At 40.6% G+C, this 24,705-nt stretch carries 21 protein-coding genes; 9 read left to right on the top strand and 12 right to left on the bottom strand.

Going from position 1 to position 24,705, the window contains the following annotated elements; genetic code table 11:
- The first annotated feature begins 201 nt into the window (after positions 1-201).
- Entirely contained in the window at positions 202-1,395 is a 1,194-nt protein-coding gene (locus FAZ15_RS11065) for an ATP-binding protein (RefSeq protein WP_136901379.1), read from the top strand.
- A gap of 122 nt (positions 1,396-1,517) precedes the next feature.
- The gene (locus tag FAZ15_RS11060; protein WP_136901378.1) at positions 1,518-2,618 is read left to right on the top strand and encodes a serine hydrolase domain-containing protein; all 1,101 of its coding nucleotides are present in this window, start codon (positions 1,518-1,520) and stop codon (positions 2,616-2,618) included.
- 131 nt (positions 2,619-2,749) lie between these two features.
- On the opposite strand, the gene FAZ15_RS11055 is transcribed toward FAZ15_RS11060, so the two are convergent.
- The 5 genes from FAZ15_RS11055 to FAZ15_RS11030 form a co-directional block, all read right to left on the bottom strand.
- On the bottom strand, positions 2,750-4,381 hold the full coding sequence (locus tag FAZ15_RS11055) for a PepSY-associated TM helix domain-containing protein (protein ID WP_136901377.1): 1,632 nt from the start codon (positions 4,379-4,381) through the stop codon (positions 2,750-2,752).
- 294 nt (positions 4,382-4,675) lie between these two features.
- A complete protein-coding gene (locus FAZ15_RS11045) occupies positions 4,676-4,960 on the bottom strand; it encodes a hypothetical protein (RefSeq protein ID WP_202912376.1) in 285 nt (94 codons plus the stop codon).
- A 60-nt stretch (positions 4,961-5,020) separates the two neighbouring features.
- Positions 5,021-6,244 carry a DUF4374 domain-containing protein gene (locus FAZ15_RS11040; protein ID WP_136901374.1) on the bottom strand — a complete coding sequence of 408 codons (1,224 nt, stop codon included), beginning with the start codon at positions 6,242-6,244 and terminating at the stop codon, positions 5,021-5,023.
- 27 nt (positions 6,245-6,271) lie between these two features.
- Entirely contained in the window at positions 6,272-8,614 is a 2,343-nt protein-coding gene (locus tag FAZ15_RS11035) for a TonB-dependent receptor domain-containing protein (protein ID WP_136901373.1), read from the bottom strand.
- 129 nt (positions 8,615-8,743) lie between these two features.
- Entirely contained in the window at positions 8,744-9,421 is a 678-nt protein-coding gene (locus tag FAZ15_RS11030) for a DUF4198 domain-containing protein (RefSeq protein ID WP_136901372.1), read from the bottom strand.
- A 272-nt stretch (positions 9,422-9,693) separates the two neighbouring features.
- Between FAZ15_RS11030 and FAZ15_RS11025 the strand changes: the two genes are divergently transcribed.
- Together FAZ15_RS11025 and FAZ15_RS11020 are read left to right on the top strand one after the other, a co-directional pair.
- The gene (locus tag FAZ15_RS11025) at positions 9,694-10,752 is read left to right on the top strand and encodes an Mrp/NBP35 family ATP-binding protein (protein WP_136901371.1); all 1,059 of its coding nucleotides are present in this window, start codon (positions 9,694-9,696) and stop codon (positions 10,750-10,752) included.
- An 8-nt stretch (positions 10,753-10,760) separates the two neighbouring features.
- Positions 10,761-11,459 carry a YiiX/YebB-like N1pC/P60 family cysteine hydrolase gene (locus tag FAZ15_RS11020; RefSeq protein WP_136901370.1) on the top strand — a complete coding sequence of 233 codons (699 nt, stop codon included), beginning with the start codon at positions 10,761-10,763 and terminating at the stop codon, positions 11,457-11,459.
- Here FAZ15_RS11020 and FAZ15_RS11015 read toward each other — a convergent pair.
- The 5 genes from FAZ15_RS11015 to FAZ15_RS10995 form a co-directional block, all read right to left on the bottom strand.
- Positions 11,389-12,000, bottom strand: coding sequence for a hypothetical protein (locus tag FAZ15_RS11015; protein WP_136901369.1), 612 nt, complete (start codon positions 11,998-12,000; stop codon positions 11,389-11,391). The two genes, FAZ15_RS11020 and FAZ15_RS11015, sit on opposite strands and share 71 nt — an antisense overlap.
- A gap of 556 nt (positions 12,001-12,556) precedes the next feature.
- Positions 12,557-12,889, bottom strand: coding sequence for a hypothetical protein (locus tag FAZ15_RS11010; protein ID WP_136901368.1), 333 nt, complete (start codon positions 12,887-12,889; stop codon positions 12,557-12,559).
- Positions 12,852-14,126, bottom strand: a complete 1,275-nt coding sequence (locus FAZ15_RS11005) for a RagB/SusD family nutrient uptake outer membrane protein (RefSeq protein ID WP_136901367.1) — start codon at positions 14,124-14,126, stop codon at positions 12,852-12,854. Before FAZ15_RS11005 ends, FAZ15_RS11010 begins: the two co-directional genes overlap by 38 nt.
- Before the next feature lie 12 nt (positions 14,127-14,138).
- Entirely contained in the window at positions 14,139-17,345 is a 3,207-nt protein-coding gene (locus FAZ15_RS11000) for a SusC/RagA family TonB-linked outer membrane protein (protein WP_136901366.1), read from the bottom strand.
- The gene (locus FAZ15_RS10995; RefSeq protein WP_136901365.1) at positions 17,342-18,196 is read right to left on the bottom strand and encodes a TlpA family protein disulfide reductase; all 855 of its coding nucleotides are present in this window, start codon (positions 18,194-18,196) and stop codon (positions 17,342-17,344) included. Before FAZ15_RS10995 ends, FAZ15_RS11000 begins: the two co-directional genes overlap by 4 nt.
- Before the next feature lie 617 nt (positions 18,197-18,813).
- On the opposite strand from FAZ15_RS10995, the gene FAZ15_RS10990 reads away from it, so the two are divergent.
- Positions 18,814-19,455, top strand: a complete 642-nt coding sequence (locus tag FAZ15_RS10990; RefSeq protein ID WP_136901364.1) for a hypothetical protein — start codon at positions 18,814-18,816, stop codon at positions 19,453-19,455.
- A 279-nt stretch (positions 19,456-19,734) separates the two neighbouring features.
- On the opposite strand, the gene FAZ15_RS10985 is transcribed toward FAZ15_RS10990, so the two are convergent.
- Positions 19,735-20,637 carry an Rpn family recombination-promoting nuclease/putative transposase gene (locus FAZ15_RS10985; RefSeq protein WP_136901363.1) on the bottom strand — a complete coding sequence of 301 codons (903 nt, stop codon included), beginning with the start codon at positions 20,635-20,637 and terminating at the stop codon, positions 19,735-19,737.
- Positions 20,638-21,904: 1,267 nt separating this feature from the next.
- Positions 21,905-22,171, bottom strand: a complete 267-nt coding sequence (locus FAZ15_RS10980; RefSeq protein WP_136901362.1) for a hypothetical protein — start codon at positions 22,169-22,171, stop codon at positions 21,905-21,907.
- Positions 22,172-22,460: 289 nt separating this feature from the next.
- Between FAZ15_RS10980 and FAZ15_RS10975 the strand changes: the two genes are divergently transcribed.
- From FAZ15_RS10975 to tnpB, 4 genes are all read left to right on the top strand, one after another.
- The gene (locus FAZ15_RS10975; protein WP_136901361.1) at positions 22,461-22,727 is read left to right on the top strand and encodes a hypothetical protein; all 267 of its coding nucleotides are present in this window, start codon (positions 22,461-22,463) and stop codon (positions 22,725-22,727) included.
- Between the two features lie 11 nt (positions 22,728-22,738).
- Positions 22,739-23,767 (top strand): hypothetical protein, encoded by a 1,029-nt coding sequence (locus FAZ15_RS10970; protein ID WP_136901360.1) that lies wholly within the window; start codon positions 22,739-22,741, stop codon positions 23,765-23,767.
- Positions 23,768-23,988: 221 nt separating this feature from the next.
- Positions 23,989-24,186, top strand: a complete 198-nt coding sequence (gene tnpA / locus FAZ15_RS10965) for an IS66 family insertion sequence element accessory protein TnpA (protein ID WP_238387222.1) — start codon at positions 23,989-23,991, stop codon at positions 24,184-24,186.
- Between the two features lie 121 nt (positions 24,187-24,307).
- Positions 24,308-24,607, top strand: a complete 300-nt coding sequence (tnpB, locus tag FAZ15_RS10960) for an IS66 family insertion sequence element accessory protein TnpB (protein ID WP_136901359.1) — start codon at positions 24,308-24,310, stop codon at positions 24,605-24,607.
- Positions 24,608-24,705 lie beyond the last annotated feature (98 nt).

Raw genomic sequence — 24,705 nt, 5'->3', positions numbered from 1 at the left:
AATAAATCGTGGAGATTTGCCTGAATTGCTTTTGCGATTAAATGAAGTTCGTCTGTAGGGATAAATGGTCGAGATTGTATCCATAAAACATTCGCACCGACAATTGCTCTGTCAACAAAGCAATTTTATACAAAAACGCTTTTCTAGTAGAGCGTTTTTTTTAGTATATTTGCTTTATCAGTAGAGCAAATATTATTCAACATGGAAATACTTAAAGAGAAATCGGCCATTGTATTAGCTCAGATAGGCATGGATTTTCAGCGTGATTTTTTAAAAAAAATAAACTGGCAGAGCCGGCTGATCGGGTTATTAGGTGCGCGGGGGGCGGGAAAAACAACCTTATTGCTACAACGCATGAAAAGCTTAGATTTACCCGCTGATGAATGTCTTTATATCACACTCGATGATCTGTATTTTGCAAATCATACCTTAGCCGAAACGATTGAGTCATTTCGTAAATCTGGCGGAAAATATTTGTTTATTGACGAAGTTCACAAATATGACGGTTGGGCGCGTGAAATCAAAAACGTTTATGATTTCTATAAGGATATCCATATTGTATTTACGGGATCTTCGATCATCGAAATGCTTGACCTCGAAGTGGATCTAAGTCGACGCGCACATGTATACCAACTACCCGGACTTTCCTTTCGGGAATTTTTGGCATTTGAGCATGAATTGATATTTCCTGCACTCTCATTGGACGAGCTCCTAAAGCAACATGAAACTGTCGGTCGAAAGATGAATGCGCACAAGCCGTTAAAGCTATTTGACGAATATCTTCTATATGGATATTATCCCTTTTACAAGGAAGATAGGCAAAGTTATCTTGTCCAATTAACAAATGTGGTTAATCTTACCATCTCTTACGATCTTGCTTTCATAGAAGACATTGACAAACAGCAGGTACACAAAATCAACCAACTATTGTCTAGCCTATCCATGCAGGTACCCTTTAAACCCAATGTGACCGAATTGTCCAAAACTATCGGTATGGGAAGAAATACCTTAATCCAATACTTCCATTATCTGGAAAAAGCAAAATTGATACAAATGGTTTATCTGGAGGGAAAGGGACTTGGACCACTAGAGAAACCCGGGAAACTACTATTGGACAATCCAAACCTATTTCATGCCCTTTCTACGAAGCCGAAAAATGATGGAAGTATCAGAGAAAGCTTTTTTGTAAACCAGCTACGAAATGCGGGATACACCGTTGATTTGGCCAAAAAAGGCGATTTCGTCGTCAACGGAGAGCATATTTTTGAAGTCGGAGGAGCCAAAAAGCGCTTTGATCAAATTGCTGATATAATTAATGCCTATATAGCTGCAGATGACATCGAGATTGGAACCGGAAATAGAATTCCGCTTTGGCTATTTGGATTCCTGTATTAGAAAAATGAATAAGATTTGTTATTATTCTAACGACGTAAATTCGTATCTTTATTCACAAACCTCTCCTCAAAAATAGCTGATATGGATATTTTTGATGAAGATCAATGATCGTTTTTAAAATTATGAAGAAACTCAATTTATTAGCTCTACTCTTATTAACCCTTACCCTTAGCTCCTGCAAAATTGGACGCTATATCGTCTATAATTTTGCGGATATTAACGACCACAAAAAATTTCCATCCCGCACCATCAGCCGAGGAGACAGCGCCTTCCACTTTGCTGGCGCAACGGAAGGACACTACCCCAAAAAGATAGATTATAGAGAGCAAAGCCACGACTTTGATACTTTTCTAGCAGAACATGAATCTGTCGCTTTTATGATTATCCATAACGACAGCATTAAATACGAGAACTACTTCAGGGGCTATGATCAATCGTCCGTTGTTCCCTCCTTTTCGATGGCCAAATCGGTAACATCAATACTGATTGGTTGTGCATTAGAAGACGGGCTCATTGGATCCGTCGACGAGCCCATCACTAAATATATTCCTGAACTTTCCAAAAATGGATTTGATGAGGTTACTATCGAGCACCTGTTGCAAATGACTTCCGGATTGAAATTTAACGAGGGATACTACAATCCGTTTGGAGAAGTCGCGACCTTCTACTATGGTATTAATCTACGTAAAGCGATCAAAAAGCTAAAACTAAAAGATACACCCGGCAACAAATTTGAGTATGTCAGTGGCAACTCGCAGTTACTCGGATTGGTATTGGAACGTGCACTTGCCAATAAAACAATTAGCCAGTATTTAGAAGAAAAAATCTGGCGTCCATTGGGAATGGAATACGATACAAGTTGGAGTCTGGACCGCAAGAAAAAGGGCCTTGAGAAAACATTCTGTTGCATCAATGCGGTTGCCCGCGATTATGCAAAAATTGGAAGTCTTTACCTCCACAGAGGTAATTGGAATGGCAAGCAGCTTGTTCCGGCCGATTGGGTAAAGACCTCTACCAGAATAGATACAACAGCCGGTAGTGCCTCATACTATCAATACCAATGGTGGCTGCCGTCGAAAAGTGGTGACTTCATGGCGCAAGGCATACTAGGGCAATATATTTATGTCAACCCCGATAAAAACCTCGTGATGGTACGTCTTGGAAGAAAAGTCGGTGATGTAAATTGGGCAAAGGTATTTACGACTATTGCTGACGGATATTAATGTAATATACATCGCTTGCACTCAACCAGTATTTTTATTGGAAGAAGTTTGAAGGGCCCGTATCAAAATTTTGAAATCACAAATTCCAAACCCAAAGAAAGGGTTTTTGGAATTTGTGATTCAGCCCTATCCTAGCCCTTTAAAATTTTAAAAGGTTTCGCTTGTTGTCTCACTTTAATATATGCATAAGCACATGCTACTGCAATACCCAGGAATAAAGCATCTATGAAAAAGATATCCAAAGCGCCTGTCCTCAAGGTATTCCACATCCATAATCCGGTAAGAATACCGTTGGCTAATGGCACACCTAAACATAGGATCGCCGACAACAATAATGTCTGTCTATTTATTGTAGGAAGGTTTCTCCACGCAATAAAATAAACAGATAAGACAAGCCAGCTATAAAAATAAACACTATAAATAACGGACTGGTTAATCTGGGGAAGCACCTTGAGCATAATAAATGTAAAAGCTGTAACCGGTAGCATGGCCAAACAGGTGGACAAGAAAACATTCGATGCCCAAAAGTTAAACTTACGTTTATACGCCGGTATATTTTTCTTGTCTCTCGCTACCAACCAAATCATAATACCTGATATAATGACCACGCATCCCACTAATCCCAAGATAAAAAAGATGATTCGAAGAGGTTTTCCACCAAAATCGCCAAAATGCAGATGGTAAATTAAACTCTTTACGCCATCGATATAATTTGCATCGGTATTCGGCGATTTAAGCTGCAGCAGTTTGCCCGAAGCAACTTCCACCTGCACGAAACCAGATCCCGCAAAATTAGCTTTAGGCAACGGCTTGGCTTCTAGGGTTATCTGCATGCTAGCATCTTGATAATTGCGGATATGGATTCGCGAGATTTGACTATCTGTCCATTCCTCTTCCCAATGTTCTACAAATTTGTTCAGATCAAAGGAATCCTCCATAGGCTCATAAGTGTATTCGACCTTCATGCTCCGATTATACTGTAAGTCCTCATAGAGCTGTTCTTGATTCCCTTTATAAAGTAATTTACTAAAAGGAGAAATAAGCACAAAATTGACAATTAATATCACGCCAGTAATAGCGAAGAGTAACTGAAATGGAAATCCAATAACGCCCAATACCGTGTGCATATCTGTCCACACTGTTTTCCATTTACTCCAGGGGCGAAAAAGAAAGAAATTGGACTTGATCTTATCCCAGTGCAGGAGCAATCCTGTAATCAATGCAAAAAGAAAAAGAAAGGAAACAACACCTGCTAAGAGATAACCAAAAGGCGTACCTATACGGATTGGTACTTGGTTCAATTGCGCTAGGAAATGAAGACGGTAGAGAAACTCTCCCATATCATAACTGTCGGCATAGGACCCCGTTTTTTTATCGGCAAAGAAATAGGTGAAGTAAGCAGAATCCTCATCTCCACCACGACCTCTTCCCCTTCTTTGTCCTGCTTCCTTGGGTTTGGGCTTCGAAACCGTCGTATCCTGCGAAGTACTCATGTTCACATAAGTGCCGTGTCCTTGACGGAGTAGATAGAAATCAAAATTACGTCCCAGCAGATTATGCTTTTCGGAAAGGGAATCCAATATGTAATTGTAGTCGGGGTTAATCTCCTCTGCTACGGTAGATTTACCCTTTTGCCAGGCCGAAATATCATCCTTAAAAAAGGAAAAGGATCCCGCAAAGAAAATAACATACAGAATGGCAGCAACAATAATCCCACTGATCGTATGCGTATGAAAATAGATATTGTATTTTCTCTGATCCATGATTAGGTTAAATGTTCAAAAAAATAAGGTAGCATAAAGAGTATGGCAAATGCGATGTAACTAAGCCATACGCGCCAAACATTCCGTGCTAAAAATGCTACAAGCAACAAAATTGCCCATAATAGATAACCCGTAAAAAAAGAAGTAGCAATTACATCCTGTTTCGGCAGAAATGCAGACAGAAATAGGTGAAAGCTAAGCATTACAATATAGCCTCCCACCGTCCCGGCGAGAATCTTGCTTAAGCGTAGCCAGGGTGATTTGGTTAAATATTTTTTATTAGCTGGCATACAATTAACGAATTAGATATTCCATCAAAAAACAAACGAGATACGTTCCAATGATCCACGGAAATCCCGCATAACGGAATGGAAAAAATAACACGATCAGACTTCCCATGCACATCAGTACGAGGATGGCTGCAAATAACCCACTTCCAAACCCAAGCTGAACGACGCTCAGTGAAGTCGCCATCAGCATGAGAACGGAAGAGATATATTTAGATCTCACAGAGTCTTTAGCAAGACGTTGAAGCAACTCCGGCTTCTCCTGCCAAGTGATACGTTTAGACGTGTTCATCCAAAGGATAAATGCTACAAAAAATAAAAGGCAAATAGTACTGAACATTGAAAAACGGTTTTACTCCACTCTTGATACAGCCGTAATTGATCCGCCTTCTACACGTACGCCTTGTGTAGCTGTTGCACTAGCAGCATTTACTTTGTACACATAACTTACACCATCCGTCAAAGCAATACCCACATACGCGTTCCCATCTCTAGCGGTGTAGTTGTTATATGTAATTGCCTTAATCGTACTTATTTCAGGAAGACCAGCCACGTCTTTGAACGTCTTATTATACACATCGAGTATACCTAAACGTTTACCATCGGCATAAGCTCCTTTTTCTTCCTTTGTCGTCGTCTGTACAACAAATTTCCCCTGTCCCACGTAGATCCAATTGGTGATATTTTTACCTGCACTCACTGCTTCTACATCGAAGTAATATGATTTATCAAATTCCGTTGTTCCTGCGGCTATACGTGTTACAGCTGACGGTTTTGTAGAATTAAACACACCGCCCAATGCCGCTACAGAAGATGAGAAAGCATAAACATCGCCCTTTTCATCTTCTGCAAGTCCATCCCTAAAATAACGTCCAATAAAACTTGTACGGTCGTCTTTTATTACTTTTTCCAATTTCATATCCGGATAAGAAAACACCGCGATCCATGCATTATTGGGGAAAGCTGTCCCAAAAGCATCACTACAACAAGCCTGAATAGACATATACGGTGCATACACCTTATTGCCTACCTGCTTAATCCATGTAAAAAAAGCAGATTCGCCATTGTCCGCCACTTTCTGAACATCAATGGTGCCTTCATTGGTTATCAACAAGCTATTCGTATTTACCTGATAAAAATTAGCTAGTGGATTGGTAATAGCTCTCGGAATTTTCAACAACAGTAAGTCCTCATTCACAGGGGCAAACGCCTGTACCGTTTCCGTTTGAAAATCCGACAATTTATTCAGTTTTCCTCCCACCATGCTGTAGGTTGTCACGGCACCTGGATTACCTTGTCCATACAGCATACTGAAGAATTTATTATTATGCATTACATAGTAACGGTATGTTCCGTCCTGTTCGATTCCATTTCCCTTGATCGAAACAGTGCCCGATTCCAAGTCATCGGTCGTCAAAAGATAATCGGCCACACCAGTAGAGGCTATAGGTGTTACAGCCAATACAAAATTCCCTCCTATTGGTGCAGGATCAGCACCATCATCTTTACACGAATAAGCACCTAATGCTACCATACTTGCAAGTGCAAGACTTGTCCATTTGTTATTTTTCATCATTAATGTATTTTGGATATTTAAAATTATCTATTTAGCCTTTTGGATATAATATCTGAGGTTTACCGTGAAAGATCTACCCGGTTTTTGCAAGCTGAAATTATCAAACAATTGGGTATCGGCTAGGTTCCGCATTTCTAACCCAATATTGTAGCGTCCGTTGTGCAAACTGTACACCAGAGAAACATCATGGCTCAACTGCTCTGGAATTTCCCGTTTCTCATCGGAAAGACTAGTTCCGCCCAAACTGGGCCAGTACAACCAGAACCTGTGCACATACAATAAGTTATAGTTCACATTGAGCACATTGCCTTTACCTCCTAGGTTACGAAATGTCAAACCTAAATCTGTATTTCCAAAGAGGTAAGGGATATTTGGCATCTGATCATTATAAACCGGGCTTATACCTGTGTAATCGGGTTCGTATTTCTGTTTGTTCCGTAACAACTGATACGTCAATGATCCACCAAAAGTCAAGAAGTTCTTGTAGGAATAATGAAGATCTGCATCTGCTCCACGTGTGCTTACACCCTCTCTGTTATCTGCTACCAATTGTGACTGATTGTTGTTCAAGCGGTTAAATATAAAATCAAAGGCATGGCGATAAATCAAGTTACCACCCAGATTAAAGCGGTGATCATCCCCGGATTTCCAACCGTAATTAGCTCCGAGATTCACATTATGGCTTCGCTCAGGCTTTAAACTGAAGTTCCCTTGCTGATTTTCCACGTCACCAAAAATTTCGTAAGCCGTTGGCATCCGGTTAGTCAACTCATAAGACGCTTTCAATTGCAGGTTAGGATCGATAAAATAAGTGGAGGCGATACCATAGCCAAATCGGTCCATTGTGTTTGATATTACATCACCATTTTCGTTATTCTGGTGTATATATTTGACAAACACCGTTGAGCTCCAAACACCCTCTACGTCATAACTATAACCAATCCCCATTATATTTTTAAAGGTTTGTTTACCTACCTCATAACTACTTGATTGTGGATCTAGTTTATTTTCACCCTTTCTATCAAATGTAGTTGCCACGTTACTTAACGCGACAGACTGCCGCTCTGAAAGCCGATAGTTAGCCGCAAGCGTAGCGATTCCTTCATTATTTCGATATTCATACAGTTGTTTACTGCGTTCGCCATTCGAACCATTCGATTTAAATGTTCCGAACCAATCGTATCTTCGATCCAAAGTATCAATGTTCTGTTCAGACCCTAAGTTAAAATTGGCATTTAAGGTAACATCCAGACCTTTGATTAAATCTCTCTTTTGATATTTCAGTGTCGGCATCAATGTAGTTCCCCTTCTATGCCAACCTCCGAATACAGTAACCATTCGTGCGCCAGTCTGTATTTCTTTATAATTCTGTCCAACTGTCATACCTACCAACAAGCGATCAGCATATGGTTTATTGACCACACCTACCTGCGCAACAACTGCTTCGTTATGATATTGGTCATGGAATCTTCTTACCGTTGCATTCTGCGTATAGGCTCCGGTATTGATATCCGCGGCATTTACAGTCACTTTATAATTGTTATCAGAATAGTTTTGATATGCACTCAATTGAACTGTAAAGCCCTTATCGGTAGTCCATCCTGAATTGATCACCGTTCGATGGGTATTGAACGAACCATAACCATATGACACATCGAGATAACTTCTATCTTTTGTAGAGGTCACGATATTGATTGCCCCACCTAAGGCATCCGAACCCAGCCAGATCGGCACCACACCTTTATAGACCTCCACACGTTCCGCCATATTGATTGGAATATTGTTGATCTGAAAGGAGGATCCGAAATTGTCCATAGGAATCCCGTCGATAAAATAGCGGATATGATTACCTGAAAAACCATTCAGTGATAGGTTGAAATTAGACCCGACGCCGCCAGATTCACGCACGCGTACACCAGCTACGCGATCTAGCGCGCTCGAAATATTTAAGGTTGTATTATGCAGCTTAGTCGCATCGATAGCCGTAACGTTATAAGCTTGCCGGTTTATCTCTTTAACCTTGGTAAGCCCGATAACTTCCACCTCTTCAATTTGCTGATCGGCTCTTTCCAGTGTAAAAATCCAGGGAGTACTATCGGTTGATTCGAGTAAAATCCGTTGCTTCAATGTATGCAGACCTACTGCAGTAATCTGAATATTGATGGTCGATCCTATTATAACGGGTATACTAAACAATCCCTGATCATCGGTATGGAGTACTTTCTTATCGATTTGAATATTAGCATTGGTAACAGGTCGGCCTTCGGACAAGACCTGACCACGGAAGATAGGGGTAGTTTGCTGTGCATCGGTATGAAATACACCTAGCAGCATGCAAATAATAAGAATAATTTTATTATTTTGCTTCATCTTTTAATTGTAACACGTTAGAAGGTAACTACGCGCTTAACGTAGTGAAAAGGGTAGCCTAATTACCGTTAGACTACCTAAGGCGCCATAATTGAATTGCCGTTCATTATGGCGCTGTTTTTTTAGCCCTTATTCAACCAAAAAACTAGTTGTTAAACCTTGCCAATTCTTTTTATACGGTTTATCATGCCATACGCCTTCCTGCTGTTGCATATGGCTATACTCGACCACATATTTACCAGGCCATAGCGCTTCTATCAAGATTTTACCCTCTTGGTCCGTTTTATAAGACTTGCTCCATCCTTCAGACGACATCACCAAGATTTCTTTTTCTACAACTGGATTACCATCTTTTATCAGCAAAAGAGGTATTCTGGCGCCAACCGGAGATATTTTAGCATCAATAGCAAATTGGTGTCCCAGCGGAATTTCCGGAATAGCTTGACCTTCCCCAACTTTTACACGCGTTTGAGAAACAAATTCATAGCGGGTTTCGCCACCTAGGTCTTTCGCTGCATGAGCGGTGAACACTTGGTAAAGACCATCTTTACTGGGTATGAATGCCCCTTCCAAAAAGTCACCCTTGTCTTCCAGCGTCAATGTCTGCACCTTTTGATTAGGTCCTATAAGTTGTACGGTAAGCCCTTTCAGATCAGAATACCAACCAGCTGTAGGTTCTATTTCCCCTGTAGCATATTCACCGTAGAAAACGCGAATAACGTGAGAGGTATTTTTTGTACCAACGGGATGGCTTTCTAGCCAGACGGCATGGGCTTGTGTTACTTGGTTGCCGCCAAGTAACACCATAAGTAATAAAATAATGCGCTTAACTGTTTTCATTTTTATTTAGACTTATTATAAACAATGCAAATGTAGCTATTCTGATTATACTTGCAAATATTTAGCATAGGAAATTTAATTTTCTGTAGGTGTGTCACTTTTGTTTGTTGCTTTGTACACAAATGTTGCGTAGCAAATATTATATTTTACGATTTAGAAATAGTACATATCTGCTTAAAAACATCTGTATGACATGATTGTCTACAGCTTTGTTTAAATTTGTACTTTGAACACGTGAAATGATTACAAAAGAACAAATTTTACACGCCCTTAGTCATGTCGAAGATCCCGATCTTAAAAAAGATTTGGTGACCCTTCACATGATTCAACATATTGAAATCCTTCCCAATAAAATCAAGTTTGACGTTGTACTGACTACGCCGGCTTGCCCGATGAAAGCACATATCGAGCATGCCTGTCGCAACGCAATTGCCTTATTTGTCGATAAAAACATTGAAGTAGAGATTAACATGACCTCCAAGGTGACGAGTGTTGATAGTAATCAATTATCCGGCATCAGAAACATTATATTGGTATCTTCTGGAAAAGGCGGGGTAGGCAAATCTACCGTAGCAGCTAATTTAGCATTAGCATTAGCCGACAAAGGAGCTAAAACAGGTTTGCTTGACGCCGATATATATGGCCCGTCGCTACCGATAATGTTTGGTCTAGAGGGCGCAAAACCACAATCGGTAGTAGCAGCAGACGGTAAAACAAAGATATTACCTATTGAGAAATTCGGACTTAAACTTTTGTCTATCGGTTTTTTTACCGATCCCAACCAACCTATTCCGTGGCGCGGCCCTATGGCCACGTCAGCAATTAAGCAGTTGTTTAATGATTCGGATTGGGGCGAATTGGATTACTTAATTGTAGATATGCCTCCCGGCACAGGTGATATTCACATCACCGTGTCGCAGTCCTACCCTATTTCGGGAGCGGTTATTGTTACTACACCGCAACATGTCGCGCTCGCAGATGCGATCAAAGGCATGGCGATGTATCAGATGGAGGGCATCAATGTACCTATCTTGGGCATCGTAGAAAACATGTCCTACTTTACACCTGCCGAATTGCCAGAAAACAAGTATTATATTTTTGGAAAAGACGGGGGTAAGCAGCTCGCAGAAAAAAACAAAGTACCGTTCTTAGGTGAAATTCCCCTTGTGAAATCTGTTGCAGATGCGGGGGATAATGGCTTCCCGATATTATTAGATGCAGACGATGCAGTAGCACAATATTTTGTGGATATTGCGGGAAGAGTAGCGCAGGAGGTAAGTATATTGGCGAATAGGTAAACACTAATATGAAGAAGCTCCTGTGTGGGATCACCTTCCTACTATTTGCGAGTTTTTGCTACGGACAGCAGATCGACCACCGCGACATGAAAAATGGTGATTTGGCTTTTGTTGGAGCAGAAAAGGAAAATCTTTCCGGTGCCATTAATAGGGTTACACAACAGAGTAAGCATATTGCCTTCGACCATGTGGCTTTATTGGAGATCAATAACGACTCTTTATTTGTATTACACGCTTCTGGGAAAAAAGGAACAGTTCGAGAAAATTTTTGGGATTTTGTACGCAATCAGAAAAAAGATAGCCAACAGCTTGCAATCTTTCGGTTAACAGAAGAGTACGCAACAAGTATTCCTACAGCTATCCAACAGGCAAAGAAGCTCCTGGGTAAGCCCTATAATTACACGTATGTTTTAAATGATAGTAGTCTCTACTGCTCCGACTACATCGAACGGATTTTTCGAACGAGGAATGTTTTTACGTTACAACCGATGACCTTCGTGAATCCGGAGACAGGCACTACGGATGCATACTGGAAAACGTTTTATGAGAAACAGGGAATGGAAATACCAGAGGGTAAATTAGGCTGTAATCCGAATGGATTAGCGCAATCGCCGCATGTTTCTTTTATCGGAAATATTACACTACATAACAACTCACCAAGTCGCTGTAAATTCGGGCAGGGTCGGCGGCAACATATGCTACCCTGAATTCATATTCTGCAAACCTTTCCAGATTTTCAATGGTACATCTTGATTTCACACTAAAATAAATCTCCCAATCGCCTTGTTCTTCTTTTTTGCGGTATTCAAACTGGTACATCCGAGCCGATTTCCAAGGTTTTACACGCAACTTTATCTGATTGGTGCCTATCTCTGGAATTGCCATTAGATTTTCAGCTTTTGGTGTCGCTCCAGCCGGCTGAGGCTCTTTGGACGGTATAAAACCAGCCGCAAGTATGATGCTTTCATTACCTTTGGCTATCTTACTTACGTAGAAAGACAGCAAACGAATAATATCCTGCAATGCTACCTGCTTTTGACCACGCACCAACATCGCCCTTTTATCACGATAGCTGGCATCAGACACAGCTTGCCTGAATTCATTTAGCGCATGCTGCAATTTATCCAGACTTGGATCGGGCGTTTCAAAAATATCTACATTCTTGCCCATGCTAGTCAGGATCTGCTCCGCATACATATCCAGACGGGAGGGGCTAATGTTGTGAAATCGTAAAGTTGGTTTTGACATATTGCTTTGTTCTCGTGGTTTATAAATAAGTTCTATTAAAGATAAGAAATATAAACAAATAATGAAACTGTAGCATTATATATCTAAAAATTCTAAATGAATATACAACTGATATATTCATATGTTTTATTAAAATAGATTTATAAATTTTATATATAAATTCATTATTATAAATAGTTCATATATATTTTATATAAATCATCTAATTAATTATCAATATAAATTAAAATATAAAATGTATCGTCTTATATATAATAAATCTATTTCTATTAATTATTTATATATATTGATATAAAATAGAGTTCAACTGATATATATAAAATATGCTTAATTTAATTATTGGTATATAGTAATATATAAATAATATCACTATATATTTTATATAGATAAAATTATAAAGATTAAATATCAATATATATTAAAAACAATAACCTCTTATATTAGTAAACTATAAATTAATAAATATAAAATGAACGGCCGCCTGCACGCAAACGTTCTGAAGAAAATATCGATATCCAGATTCGCTAGCAGTAATTATTCTGCCATACACTTTCGATTATATCGGCTTTTGGCGGTGCTGATACTCCTCTTCTGTCCATTTCGTAATGTGATAGCCTCCGCAATGCATGCAATAGTAAGCACGTCGTTGTTTAGGCTTACCTTTATTTCTTCTCTTTATATGGCTGCCATCAGCCCGGTGTGGCCGGTGCTTAAAACGATATTTAAGCCAGTAAATAAAGAACACCGCCGCTGCCTTCGAGCCGAAGCTGACCTTGCCGGTCGCTCTGCATTTCGAACGCTCTATAGCCTCGTTAATATCTATGTTATTAAAGATGCTATCTGAAAACCTGCTATTTCCACTCATTGTGCACGCTTCTCTCTGATTCATGATCTAGGTAAGGTTTGCCCACATCGTTTGATTGCTTAAATACCACGCGGCGATTGTTATCCTCAGCACAAAAGCTGATCATCCCATTCTCTTCATACAATAAAACACCGGCTTTACGGATAGCAGCATACACCTCTTGCCTATCATTAAGATAGCACACCGACACATTGATCTTCTTATCCCGGGGTATACATCTCCAGTCCTTTACCGTGAACCCCTCCCATCGACTCATTTCATCGACAAATGCCCTGAGGGGGATATCTTCATAGGAACCATAGAATTTTTTATCGTCTTTGAAAAAGAGATATTTTCTTAGATCATGATCTTTGTATTTGTTAATAAATTCTTCTGTCACCACGCCATTACTTTGTATATAACCTGCCGAAGTATGGCAATAGAAGAGAATTTCAGGATTTAACAGTCCTCGATTCATATTTTCAAAAGAATAAAGACCGGCATCGTCAAAGTCGTTAAAATTTAATAAATCAAGTTTCCTTTCCAGCACATATTGTACACTGGCAAGAGCCTCATCCCATCTATCCATTTCCCGATATACCCTTGCGAGTAAAGCATAAGTAGCAAGTCTTGAAGGCCGGTAATTATTTTCCTGGAAATCCGGAAGTAGATCAACCGCGGTAGTCAGGTCTTGTAATATTTGCGCGTAGACTTCCTTCAAAGTTCCTCGATCAACAGTAACAGAAACATCATAATCCAACCTCAGAGGTATTCCCGGATCGGTTTCGGCACTACCAGGGTTAAAAGGTTTACAGAAAGCCTGTACCAACTGGTAAAACGTAAATGCGCGGTGGAACATCGCCTGCCCCCTGACATTGTTGCGATTATTCTCCTGATCCGGTGAAACCTCAAGCTTGTCCACATCCAGTGCTAAATTTGCGTACATAATCCGTTGATATGCCCAATTCCAGTCATTTACTTCCTTTCCTTCATATACATCATCTGCCCATATATATCCATTTTTCACGTGTGTGTAGTACACAGGGCTAGCTGTTTCCCAGGTTTTTCCGGGTAGCGTATATTCATCAGTACCCAAACAGACCAGTTCAAAAGAACCCGCATTATTCATTACCGGATTATAATCCAATAGTGCCTGGTAATCAGATATATTTTTGGGAACAACCTGATTGGAATTTCTCTTTATATCCAGAAATTCCTTTCCACATCCTGTCAATGAAAAAAGCAATAACAGGGTTTTAAAATATCGTTTTATCGTATTCATCGTTTACTTTATTTAAAAGTCCATATTTATTCCGATAGAATAACTCCGGGGCGCCGAATATTCTACATCAACATAATCCGGGTCGATACCGAGCTTATTGGTCTTCCAGATTACGCCCAGGTTTCGTGCATAAGCATATAGCCTGATCTCTTTAATTCCCAAAGATTGTAACCTGGATGGCCGGATACGATAAGAAAGATTCACATCCTGAAGGCGCACATGGTTACCTTTGACCACCAGCGCCTCCGAATCCTTATATATACTGCTTGCATAAGCTTCCGTCTCTCCGATTTCGCGCGCGGCTGGAACATCTGTCCATATTTCATCGCCTGGAGTACGCCAACGTTTAAGGTAGTCCATGTGATATAATGAACTGTATTCATTACCGGAGCTTATCGATGATCTTCGAAAAACATATCCTCCTTTCCAGCTCAGCATCAGGTCGAGTACGACCCCCTTAAACGATACCGCATTTCGCATTGAACCGTAAAAAGGGGGGATACGGACACCGGATACCACCAGATCATCTCTAACAAGTCCGAGATAGTATGTACGGTAATCCTGACTTTCATTTCCGTCGAGAGATACCAGCGGATAGCCATTTTCAGGGCTTAGCCCCTGCCATGGAATGGAATAGACGACATCTCTACTGCTTCCCACGACGGGCGTAGCCGGTGAATCAAAATAACTGTACAATGCGGTACTTTCATTTGCCTTATAATTGGTTACCTTATTTGAGACATAGTTCACAAGCACCGTCGTATTCCAGTTGAGAGTACCTGTGAGGTTTACGCTCCGGAGCTGTATGTCCACACCCCGTGTTCTCAGATCGGCGTAATTGACGAGGTTGGAATTTATAGCTGTCCCGCCTGTAATTATCCCGGTACTGGGCGGCAGCAGGTCTGCACCGATCAGATCTGTGGATTTCTTCGTAAAATAGTCAATATTACCCGAAACGCGACCTTTCAGCATTTCAAAATCAGTCCCGATATTGACTGTATTTACCCTTTCCCAGCGCAGCGACGGGTTTCCTATTGTCCTAACATCTGCATTGTTAAAGCCGGTTATCCAATCATTCGAAAAATGGCGTATGGTCGGATAGGCACTGACGGATTTATTTACATTCCCTGCACTTCCATAGGTCGCCCTTACCCTAAGATAATCCACTTCCTGCAATGAAAACCAGTGCTCTTTGCTTATGTCCCAACTTCCACCGAGTGACCATAGGGGCGTTCCCTTTTGATTAGTCTTCACACCGAAAAGATTGGAACCGTCCCAACGTAACGAACCGGATAAGATATACCGCTCCTTAAAGGTGTAACTGGCGTTTCCAAAATAGGACAGATAGCGGTCTATATAGCGTTGTTTTACAAAAGACGGTGCTGTGATACGTGAACGGCCGCTTGGCCTTACCGTGTAATTTTGCGTATAGTTATAGTTTGCACCACCTGTCATTAACTCTGCGTCATAGCCGTACAGGGTATGGCCCGGCAATGTGTTCTGCACAAACTCACGGATCTCTCCTCCGGCCAAGCCAATAAACTGATGATCCTGACCGATATGTCGTGCATAGTTCAGTTGGGCACGTCCGGAATGACTTGCGGACAGGCTCGAATTTAACTGTTGATAAACACCTAAATGGGGAATGACCAGACTGCCGTCAGGCTGTGTAAACCTGTTGACTAAATCGCGTACGTAATAGCTGTCCTTATCATATTCTACCGTTTGCTGATTATTGCCCTTGATATATTGATATGTCGCATTTAAATTAAAGTAATGCAGAAAGTCGAATTTTAGATTTGCGTTCGCACGAAGTTCGTCCCGCCTGCCTCGTCGGTCTATCAGATCATGTTCATCCAATGGGCGGTACTCCCAATCCAATAGGCCCTCCGCTTCAGCATTATCGATATAGGTCTGCCGGTAGTCTTTAACAATGGCCAGCGCATTGCCTTCTTCATCCTGCAATCTGCTGTAGGGAGAAAGCCCTACATGTGCCCCATCGCCGCGAAGATCGTGAAGTGTCAAACCATTATTCTGTACGCGTTGCTCACTGTACCATATAGCCGTACCAATTTCAAGGTTTTTAAATGGTTTAAAGGTATTATGGATGTTCAGGTTCATCCGGCTGCCACCGTTACCAATCACGTCCTCCCTGTTCATATCGTAACCGCCAGAAAGGTAATAGGTAAACCTATCTCCCCCTCCCCTCGCATTGAGTGCATATTGCTGGTAGATGGAGGGCTCATAGAGGTATTTTAATGCTTCCTCACGCACTTCGGTCTCCTTCATGGTTGCTTCCCGCTGAGCAAATTCTTCGGGATCTAACGATCCGTTATCCAGTGCGATCAACATCTCCACATATTCTGGAAATGGCACCTGTTGCGCGTTTTGTATATAGTATCCTCCGTGCTCATACTTTTGTTTCTCGACCTCCATTACTATTGCGCTCGGCAGGCGGTTACGGCTGTACATAAAATCGGGTTTGCCTCCAATCGTCACATTACTGTTCAACGACAGCTGGCCTTTTTGGTTATAGCGACCCTGCTTCGTCGTTATAACAATTACGCCGTTCCCGGCCCTCGCACCCCAAATTGAGGATGCTGCAGCATCCTTTAATATGGTGACGTTCTGGATATCATTGGGATTGATCGAGGTAATATCGCCTTCATAGGGAAAATTATCGACCACGATCAACGGCGAAGCATCGGACTGTATTGTTGCCAGCCCCCGCACCCGGATATCCGAGGCATTGGTACCTCCGGGATTGACGAACTGCACGCCGGAGGCGATACCTTCTAAACGCTGCAGGATATTACCCCCTACCGACCGGTTGAGCAGTTCATTATCGACCTGGGTAAACGCCCCTGTAGCGCGTTCCTTCGGAATCTGATAAAAACCGGTATTGATAATTTCCACTTCCTCAATAAATCGTCCGTCCTTCTTGAGATTAATTTTTAGCATATCCCTGCCCTGGGTCAGTTCTACCGTGCGGGGATGATAGCCTAGATAACGTACCGAGAGCGAGTCTGGAAGACTGACATGATCGAATGCAAAATTTCCTTCAGCATCCGTTAGTACAGATTGCTTCCCCCGAAGTGTAGAGACCGTTACTCCAGGCAACGCCGCTCCATTTATATCCAGCACATGGCCTGAGAGTTGTGCCTGTGCTGCCGAAAGTGCAATAATAGCACAGTATAGCGTAAATAGTATTTTTTTCATCGTTTGTTGGCTTTTTGTGTATATGTCCAGTCAGATACCGTTGGGATATCTACATCTTTACCCGCTATCACGTCTCTGATGAGCTGCAGGTCATAACCCTCGGTTCCCGTAATAGCGATAAGCCGGCCGTCTTTTATCCAGACTATCCGGCTTACCGCCTGTCTGTCAAAAAAGAAACTGTTCATGATATACGCCTGCGGACCAAATACGATCGGTATCTGCCAGTTTCGGTCCTGTCCAAATCCCTGAGCCTTGTAATCGTAATCGAGCATAACACCAAAAACCATGATTTCGCTACCAATCTCTTTGAGATAGGTATTCCACTTTTCCATGGATGCCACACAGGGCGAACACCAGGTAGCCCAAAAATCCAGTATGATAAGTTTATCTTTCGGGAAGCTTGAAAGACTGGCGATATCCCTTTTCCCGACTGCGTCTACAACTGGAAAAGGCATAAGCATTACTTCCTCAGGAAGAGCAGCGCCGATCGCAACATCCGGAGTACTTGAATAATCCAGATCGTAGGCAATTAATGGAAATCTTTCCAGATCGGCCCAGGGATAAATACGCATTACCTGCTCATTGGTATATCTGTCAAACCTGAATTTATACGTAATATTTACGTCCGTCAGCTTTTGACCCGTTGCTGCAGTCCGCTCTCCAGCCGACTGCGCCTGGGCATCACTAAACATTGAAACAAAAATCGTGGTAAGCAAGAGAAACCTGCCGGGCATTACCAGTCTATGTCCTTTAGAGGCAGGCGAAAATATTCTTTGAGGTATTCGGACTATATCTGAAAGTGTCAAGATATTGGCAAAGAAGCGCCCTATGCAGCTGTAAATTAGCTTCATTGATATGTAGATTTATAACATTCATAATTTTGTTAATTGAAAAAATCTATCTATGTGCGGGCGCCACGCATTGAGATATTAGAGAGCTATAGAATAGCTGTTTTATCCTCACACAGGAGCTTTGATCACATTCTTGAACCGGTTTTTTAGGTTCTTAGGACGACCTGAAATTGAACCAATACTAAAAAATCCCTGCCGCTTGCCAAAAGGCAAGTGAACAGGGATTTTCAATATGGTTATTGTTTTGCTCATTATCGTTTTTGATAACGAGTCTCAAATAAGAAGGGGCACATCGCTCCGCCTATCCCCCCGGGCCTAACACCGTTGAACTCAGCGGAAACAATAGTGCCCACATTCTTAATGCTACGAAGGTAGCAAATTAAGAGATGCAGGCATAATCTATCGTCCTCACAGTTCTAAAACATTGTTAGGCAATGGGAGAAGTGAGACTCTTTAATTATACCTTTTTTTAATTAAAAATTACTTAACTAATATCTTGTCTAAAATTTATTCATATAAAATTTGATTATACAATAATAAAACATATAACACATAAATGCAAATTTATATAATCGTATACGATTAAATTAACAAAAAATATTGTGGTTCTTTTAAATATGGAAAGCAAACCACGAAAAATACTTCGGCCTAGAACAGTTAAATTGTTAAAAACACTTGGTCAGGCCTTTAAATCTTTAAGAAAAAAATCTGGATATGGCAATTCAACTGCTTTTGCAATAGCTAAAGATTTACCTGAAGGCAGCTACGGCAAACACGAGGCGGGCAGCGAAAATATCACACTGGATTCTATTGTTGGAATAATTGAAGCCAATGGTTTGGCTAACGACGATATATTCAACAAAGACTTCCTCGCCCTAGGCGAAGCGGGTGATGAAAATATGCTGACCGAGAAGAGTGTCAACCATTTGATTGACCAACTTCGATACCAAGTAAAATTGGTCTCGAACGAAGCGAAAGCATACAGCTTCGATGATAACGATATCAAAGACATGCATAATATGTTGATAACCGGTTGGTCGCCGGCGTCTAAACGCGAGTTGTTCAAGAAAATCGGCCTGAATTCCAAGACGCCACGCTTCGAAGACATATTGGATTTCCTGAAAAAAGCAAAGTGGATGACCATGACCAACCCAGACAACCTAAATGATCCTGGACAACAATACTACACCACTGAAGTTGGGAAGAAAGCGTTGGCCGCCAATGAACCTGCGGCGACGAGACCGGAAAAAATGTCCTAAAGAATGTCGTAGCCCAATTTGAGAAAAAGCACGGCTCCGCCTATGAGGTGAAGGTGAGTAAGGCTGCAAAGCTGAAGAGTATTGTGGGCATGTAGATAAAAAGCCCTATCCTCCGGTTTTTGGACAAGATCGACGTATTACTCTGTACAGAAACGGAATCGCACAATCGCCAAGTACTCTATACTGATCGAAAGCAAACGATCCTATTTACAAAATAAAAACAGCCGCTCGGAATATCCGAACGGCTGTTTACCTAATATCTGTAAAATAAAGTATTACCTATTTTTCCCCTTTAGCTAGATCTACACGTACTTTCTTGACAAATTCAAGAGATACCTCGGCAAAATCTACGATAGATTCATCAGACCAATCGTGTTGAATAATAAGCTTTTTGACAATCTCATAGTTCTTAGTCCCAATTCCTTTTTCAATTCCTTGTTGTATCCCCTCTTCATATCCTTTCTGACGAGCCGTCTCTCGTACGCTATACTCGTCCCATCTGCGTTTTAAACTTACATCGTACATCTCGCGTTCCTCCTTATTCAATTTACTATATTCGGCTATCTGAAATAGCTTTTCAAAAATAGACTTCCTCAGATACAGCGGAATCTTGTCCATTCTTGACATGTTCTTCAACACATACAGCCATTTGTCCAGATCGGTCTGTAAATCAGATTCATCTTTAACAAAGTTAACCAATTCAACGTAAAAAAAACCTAATTCTTCGTAAAATATTTCACCCGAATCTCTATTACATAAGCAAACATCATGCAAATATCTACCATCACTCCCTCCCGGCATCGGAAAACCATCCATCAAAACAATCACATATACCTCGCTAATGTCATAATTCCATGATGCCCGCTTTCCCTTGGGCGCCTGGTCAGAGATTAACTTACTGGAATAATAAAGCATACGTCGTTTGAGGTATATCTGCTCTGTACGTTGTACTTCTATCAGGAATTTAGACCCGTCATCCCCGGTACAGCTCAGATCAAATATGACCGAACCAATCGCTTCCCCATCCCCCACATGCTCATTTTTGTTGTAAATAAGGTCAACTATTCTCTTTCTGCCCCGGAATATCCCATTCAAAAGATCGATCAGTAAATCCTTATTTGGTTCAGAACCGAAAAGACGTTTGAAGGAAAAGTCGGTCAGTGGATCAATATATCTTATCATATTAAATTGTTTATAATTAATCAAACCTTAGTAAAAGTATTCAATCAAAAACATAAAAACTAATTTTTTTAGTAAAAAAGTGCTAATAACGATGATGTATAGCCGACATCGATAATAGTTCAAAATTTTTCATATTTCTGTCCATAATAGCTGTAAGAGTCCCCGATGAAAAAAAAATATTTTACTTGAGGCCATTAATAAAATAAATTATAGCATACCTTTTGGAAACTTTGAAATGGACTTTCAACATGGCGATATAAGATTCAAAACTGGCGTATTATGTAGAGGTATTGAATTTAATTTCATCCTCTAACCAACTGCTGGGGGTGCCTCAACAAAACAAGTTCTGCGAAGCAAATGCTTCCGGTATCCAATATTGCTTTTTAATAAAAATCTGATTATCTTAGATCGAAGAAGTTGCAGATTTTACCGCGATTTAAAAAACGATTTTTCTGACCTAAAAGGGTATTTCGAAAAAGACTTGGGACAGATACTGGCATTATCAAAACTGCCGTCAATAAGATGGGGACAACGTGAAGCGCCATTACCACTTCACGTAACCGCCAATTTTAATATCAGAGCAATGGAAACAGACAACACAAATATCTGCCTTATCTTCCGACCGAGGAAGAACTCGCAGCGGAAATAGAACGCGAGAAGAATATATTGCGCGAACGGGTTGTGGTATATGGAGAGGAGAAGTAGATTTGACGCGTTAAATAAGTGCAAAAAAAGCGATCCAATTCAAAACGATAGCAGGGCGATTTCACAAAAACTTAATCAAAGATTTTACTGGGTGTAGATGCGAATGGCTATTTTCGATAAAACTATTATATTATGCGAATTTTAACCAGCTGGTATCTTTTTACACTGACTATTCTAATTATATATAACGTTCATTCCGTTTTCGAAGTAACGGCACTATTCCCCCTGTTTTTTTTGGATAAGTCGCCAAAGCGCGTGGTTGAAAAAGATACCTGAATACCATAACATACCATTTGGGATTACATTGTACATTTCTTTTAGACTTTCAGAACTGTCTTTTAAAAACCTGATGGCTGACCATCTAAGCGAAAATTTGACGCTTATATTTATAATGATAAATATACCAATAGCTGTAATTATATTCTGGAGGGATATCCATTTGCGATTATCCAAAAAATGATAAAAAAACAGATTTTAAATGACGCCTTTCGCTCAAGAACAGCTTGCAACCTATCGTCCGTTGAGAACGCATTGCCATTATCGCGGTACTTTTGAATTTCACTTAAATACTCCTCTTCCAGTGCTTTTCTATCCATACTGCTCCAATTAAGTCTTTTTCCAACATAGTATTTAATGCCTCTTCTATAACTAATATGGCCGGTTGGTTCTGCGGTGTAACCGTCAGGTCTTCCAGCCACTCCCACACATTGTCTACCTTCTCCGGCATGTAGGTGGGGTTATCGTCGTGAACTGTGTTAACGGATGTCAGCACATTATACCCGTCACTTTGCAATTCCCTTAATACGGCGTGTGTAAGCTTAACAAACATCTGCTTAATAATTTGCTATATAAACACTAACTGAATTATTTTGTTTTACTGGCTACGATATAGTTTTTTTGTGCGTGATGGCTAAGGCTAATGCGTTTCGTCAATGGCATGTGTCTTCCGGGCGAAAATTCTTTCCGAATAACATACAATATCTGTATGAATTGCAATCCTTTTTGACACACTGTCAATCCTTTTCAAAACAAGCTAACCTGTAACATTCGTGATACTTTTTTTTATTCCAAGATATTTTTTATATATTACTAATGCAGTAAACTAACTACAAAACACTATGAAAAAACTCCTTTATTTATTCTTGGTATTGGGACTAAGCTTGAGCTCCTGCAAAAAGGAAGACTCTAACGGAAAGCCAGAAAACATCATCACCCTAGATGGAAAAGATTACGAACTGGAAGCTGTAACTCGCGAAATTTCTAGATTTACAGGAATTGCTGTAGAAGACCTTGTATTTGACAAAGAAAACCTCTCCTATACACACGTACGATATAGTGACATGGTTATAAAGATCAGCGATTACTTACCTCATTTCGAAATATAAAGCCCGCTATTATGAAAGTTTATCAATTTATTTCAACCTTCCTTTTTTTACTTATTTTTAGTGGCTGCTTATCTGCACAAACTATCACTATAGGCCAATTTGTTGTGGCGAACACCTACCTAGACAATAATAATAAAATTGAAGTTACAGATGATGCAGACGCACCAATCCTAATCGCATTATCTGCAAGTAGACCTTCATTCTTCGATAAACCTGTGCAACTCGAGGCAAAACTTGTATTTATTGGACAAAATGGAGAATACGATGCATCCTCAATTGTAACTTTTAGCACGGCCGATTTTGTAGGATCAAGTGCGTTCTCCATTAATAAAGAAAATATTTCCGCCACCATCCTTAGTACAAATAATAATGGACAGTTAAAAGTAAAATATCGTTACTATGCTCAGGGCTATTCTGGTGAACCTGATGGTTGGACAGAATGGTTTACAAAAACGGATAAACATTATACTACAGTAAATTTAACTCCAGTACCTGTAACAACATTCGTTGGTCCTGACCAAATATGTGATGAAGGCACATATACGATTACTAATCCAGGTGTGATAACACTACAAAACGCAACAAATATTGCGACATTGACGAATTTAGGAAATAATCAATGGAAAGTTACTAGAGAGGTAGGTGCAAGCGGTATAGTGAGGATCAAATCAATGGTAAGCAATAACGTATATACAAAAGATGTCATAGTTGGTACTCCACTGTCAGCAATTAGTGGTCCATCTAACATCTATGCTTTAAGAGGCGCTGGTATTCAAGACGCTATTTTTTCTGTTAGTTTGCCTATACCAGGTGTGACATATACTTGGTCAGTAGTAGGAGGTAGTCCCGGTCGCGTGATTTTCCCATCAGGCACCACCGGCACTTCCGTGATCATACATGTCAAGAATCACGACAACTTAGGAACTAATCCTTTTAACTATACTATGAGACTGACAACTACAAATACCTGTGGTACGTCAAGTTATTCGACACATAGCTTAAAAGTTCATCCTGCTCAACCTGGAGGTGGACCATTATAAAATATATAGTACAAGTGGCCGATCGTGCGCTTGTGCTATAAAACTTTTATACATGTGATTTCATCTTACGTCTAAAAAATTTCAATACTATAATAAGATACTTTTCGGATCCGGTGTTAGATGGAAATTCGTCCTATGGTTTCAATAGCTAGCGCCTATATACGTATCTGCCTTACCAAGTACATATTTTCTGAGCGTCGTATAATGCAGAGCTTTGCTAAATGAGCAAAGAAGAAAAAAGAATACAGATGTTTGCCATGATAGCAGACTGGCAACAAAGCGGTATGAGCAAGAAACGATACTGCGCGGAAAAAGGGGTAAATGAAGCTACCTTTTATTATTGGTATGCGCGCAGCAAAGAAAAACGTTTCGGCTCTGGAGAGTTTTATATCCATCGACAAGGCCCGCAAAAAAAGTGAAGTTGAGGTTATCTATCCCAATGGTGTGCGGATCAAGGTAGATATCAATCTGGGCCTTCCGTCCCAGCTGATCCTCCTTTACTGATGTTCTCACTGGGGTCCTCGCACCGATTTTATATTTATGATGGACATTGCGATGCGCAAGAGTTTTGACGGACTGTGCGGCCTGGTCATTTCGTTGATGCAGCGCCAGACCATCAGTGGCGAGGTATTTGAGTTCCTCAACCGGAGCCGTACGCATATCAAACTGTTGTACCAGGAGGATGGAGGCTTTGTACTCTACTACAAACGTTTGGAACAGGCTACTTTTGGATCACCGGAGCTGAAAAAGGGTGAACTTTCCTGGAGTGATCTGGTGCTGCTGGTCGAGGGAATACGAGTGGTAATGAGCATACAGAAAAAACATTATTCATTGCAATGATACTTCTTTCTTGCTGCGAGATATTTTTCATACATTTTAGCATTATAAATTACTCACCCAGTAAATCTAACTGCAAGCACTATGAATGATACACCGCT

It is taken from the genome of Sphingobacterium olei (assembly GCF_005048855.1).
Lineage (GTDB): Bacteria > Bacteroidota > Bacteroidia > Sphingobacteriales > Sphingobacteriaceae > Sphingobacterium > Sphingobacterium olei.
This window is presented reverse-complemented; position numbering and strand designations above follow the sequence as displayed.

What these genes read in the sequence shown, in the direction of transcription:
- FAZ15_RS11065 (WP_136901379.1), top strand. Translation starts at nt 202, where the DNA reads ATGGAAATACTTAAAGAGAAATCGGCCATTGTATTAGCTCAGATAGGC.
- FAZ15_RS11060 (WP_136901378.1), top strand. Translation starts at nt 1,518, where the DNA reads ATGAAGAAACTCAATTTATTAGCTCTACTCTTATTAACCCTTACCCTT.
- FAZ15_RS11055 (WP_136901377.1), bottom strand. Translation starts at nt 4,381, where the DNA reads ATGGATCAGAGAAAATACAATATCTATTTTCATACGCATACGATCAGT.
- FAZ15_RS11045 (WP_202912376.1), bottom strand. Translation starts at nt 4,960, where the DNA reads ATGAACACGTCTAAACGTATCACTTGGCAGGAGAAGCCGGAGTTGCTT.
- FAZ15_RS11040 (WP_136901374.1), bottom strand. Translation starts at nt 6,244, where the DNA reads ATGATGAAAAATAACAAATGGACAAGTCTTGCACTTGCAAGTATGGTA.
- FAZ15_RS11035 (WP_136901373.1), bottom strand. Translation starts at nt 8,614, where the DNA reads ATGAAGCAAAATAATAAAATTATTCTTATTATTTGCATGCTGCTAGGT.
- FAZ15_RS11030 (WP_136901372.1), bottom strand. Translation starts at nt 9,421, where the DNA reads ATGGTGTTACTTGGCGGCAACCAAGTAACACAAGCCCATGCCGTCTGG.
- FAZ15_RS11025 (WP_136901371.1), top strand. Translation starts at nt 9,694, where the DNA reads ATGATTACAAAAGAACAAATTTTACACGCCCTTAGTCATGTCGAAGAT.
- FAZ15_RS11020 (WP_136901370.1), top strand. Translation starts at nt 10,761, where the DNA reads ATGAAGAAGCTCCTGTGTGGGATCACCTTCCTACTATTTGCGAGTTTT.
- FAZ15_RS11015 (WP_136901369.1), bottom strand. Translation starts at nt 12,000, where the DNA reads ATGTCAAAACCAACTTTACGATTTCACAACATTAGCCCCTCCCGTCTG.
- FAZ15_RS11010 (WP_136901368.1), bottom strand. Translation starts at nt 12,889, where the DNA reads ATGAATCAGAGAGAAGCGTGCACAATGAGTGGAAATAGCAGGTTTTCA.
- FAZ15_RS11005 (WP_136901367.1), bottom strand. Translation starts at nt 14,126, where the DNA reads ATGAATACGATAAAACGATATTTTAAAACCCTGTTATTGCTTTTTTCA.
- FAZ15_RS11000 (WP_136901366.1), bottom strand. Translation starts at nt 17,345, where the DNA reads ATGAAAAAAATACTATTTACGCTATACTGTGCTATTATTGCACTTTCG.
- FAZ15_RS10995 (WP_136901365.1), bottom strand. Translation starts at nt 18,196, where the DNA reads ATGAAGCTAATTTACAGCTGCATAGGGCGCTTCTTTGCCAATATCTTG.
- FAZ15_RS10990 (WP_136901364.1), top strand. Translation starts at nt 18,814, where the DNA reads ATGGAAAGCAAACCACGAAAAATACTTCGGCCTAGAACAGTTAAATTG.
- FAZ15_RS10985 (WP_136901363.1), bottom strand. Translation starts at nt 20,637, where the DNA reads ATGATAAGATATATTGATCCACTGACCGACTTTTCCTTCAAACGTCTT.
- FAZ15_RS10980 (WP_136901362.1), bottom strand. Translation starts at nt 22,171, where the DNA reads ATGTTTGTTAAGCTTACACACGCCGTATTAAGGGAATTGCAAAGTGAC.
- FAZ15_RS10975 (WP_136901361.1), top strand. Translation starts at nt 22,461, where the DNA reads ATGAAAAAACTCCTTTATTTATTCTTGGTATTGGGACTAAGCTTGAGC.
- FAZ15_RS10970 (WP_136901360.1), top strand. Translation starts at nt 22,739, where the DNA reads ATGAAAGTTTATCAATTTATTTCAACCTTCCTTTTTTTACTTATTTTT.
- tnpA (WP_238387222.1), top strand. Translation starts at nt 23,989, where the DNA reads ATGAGCAAAGAAGAAAAAAGAATACAGATGTTTGCCATGATAGCAGAC.
- tnpB (WP_136901359.1), top strand. Translation starts at nt 24,308, where the DNA reads ATGATGGACATTGCGATGCGCAAGAGTTTTGACGGACTGTGCGGCCTG.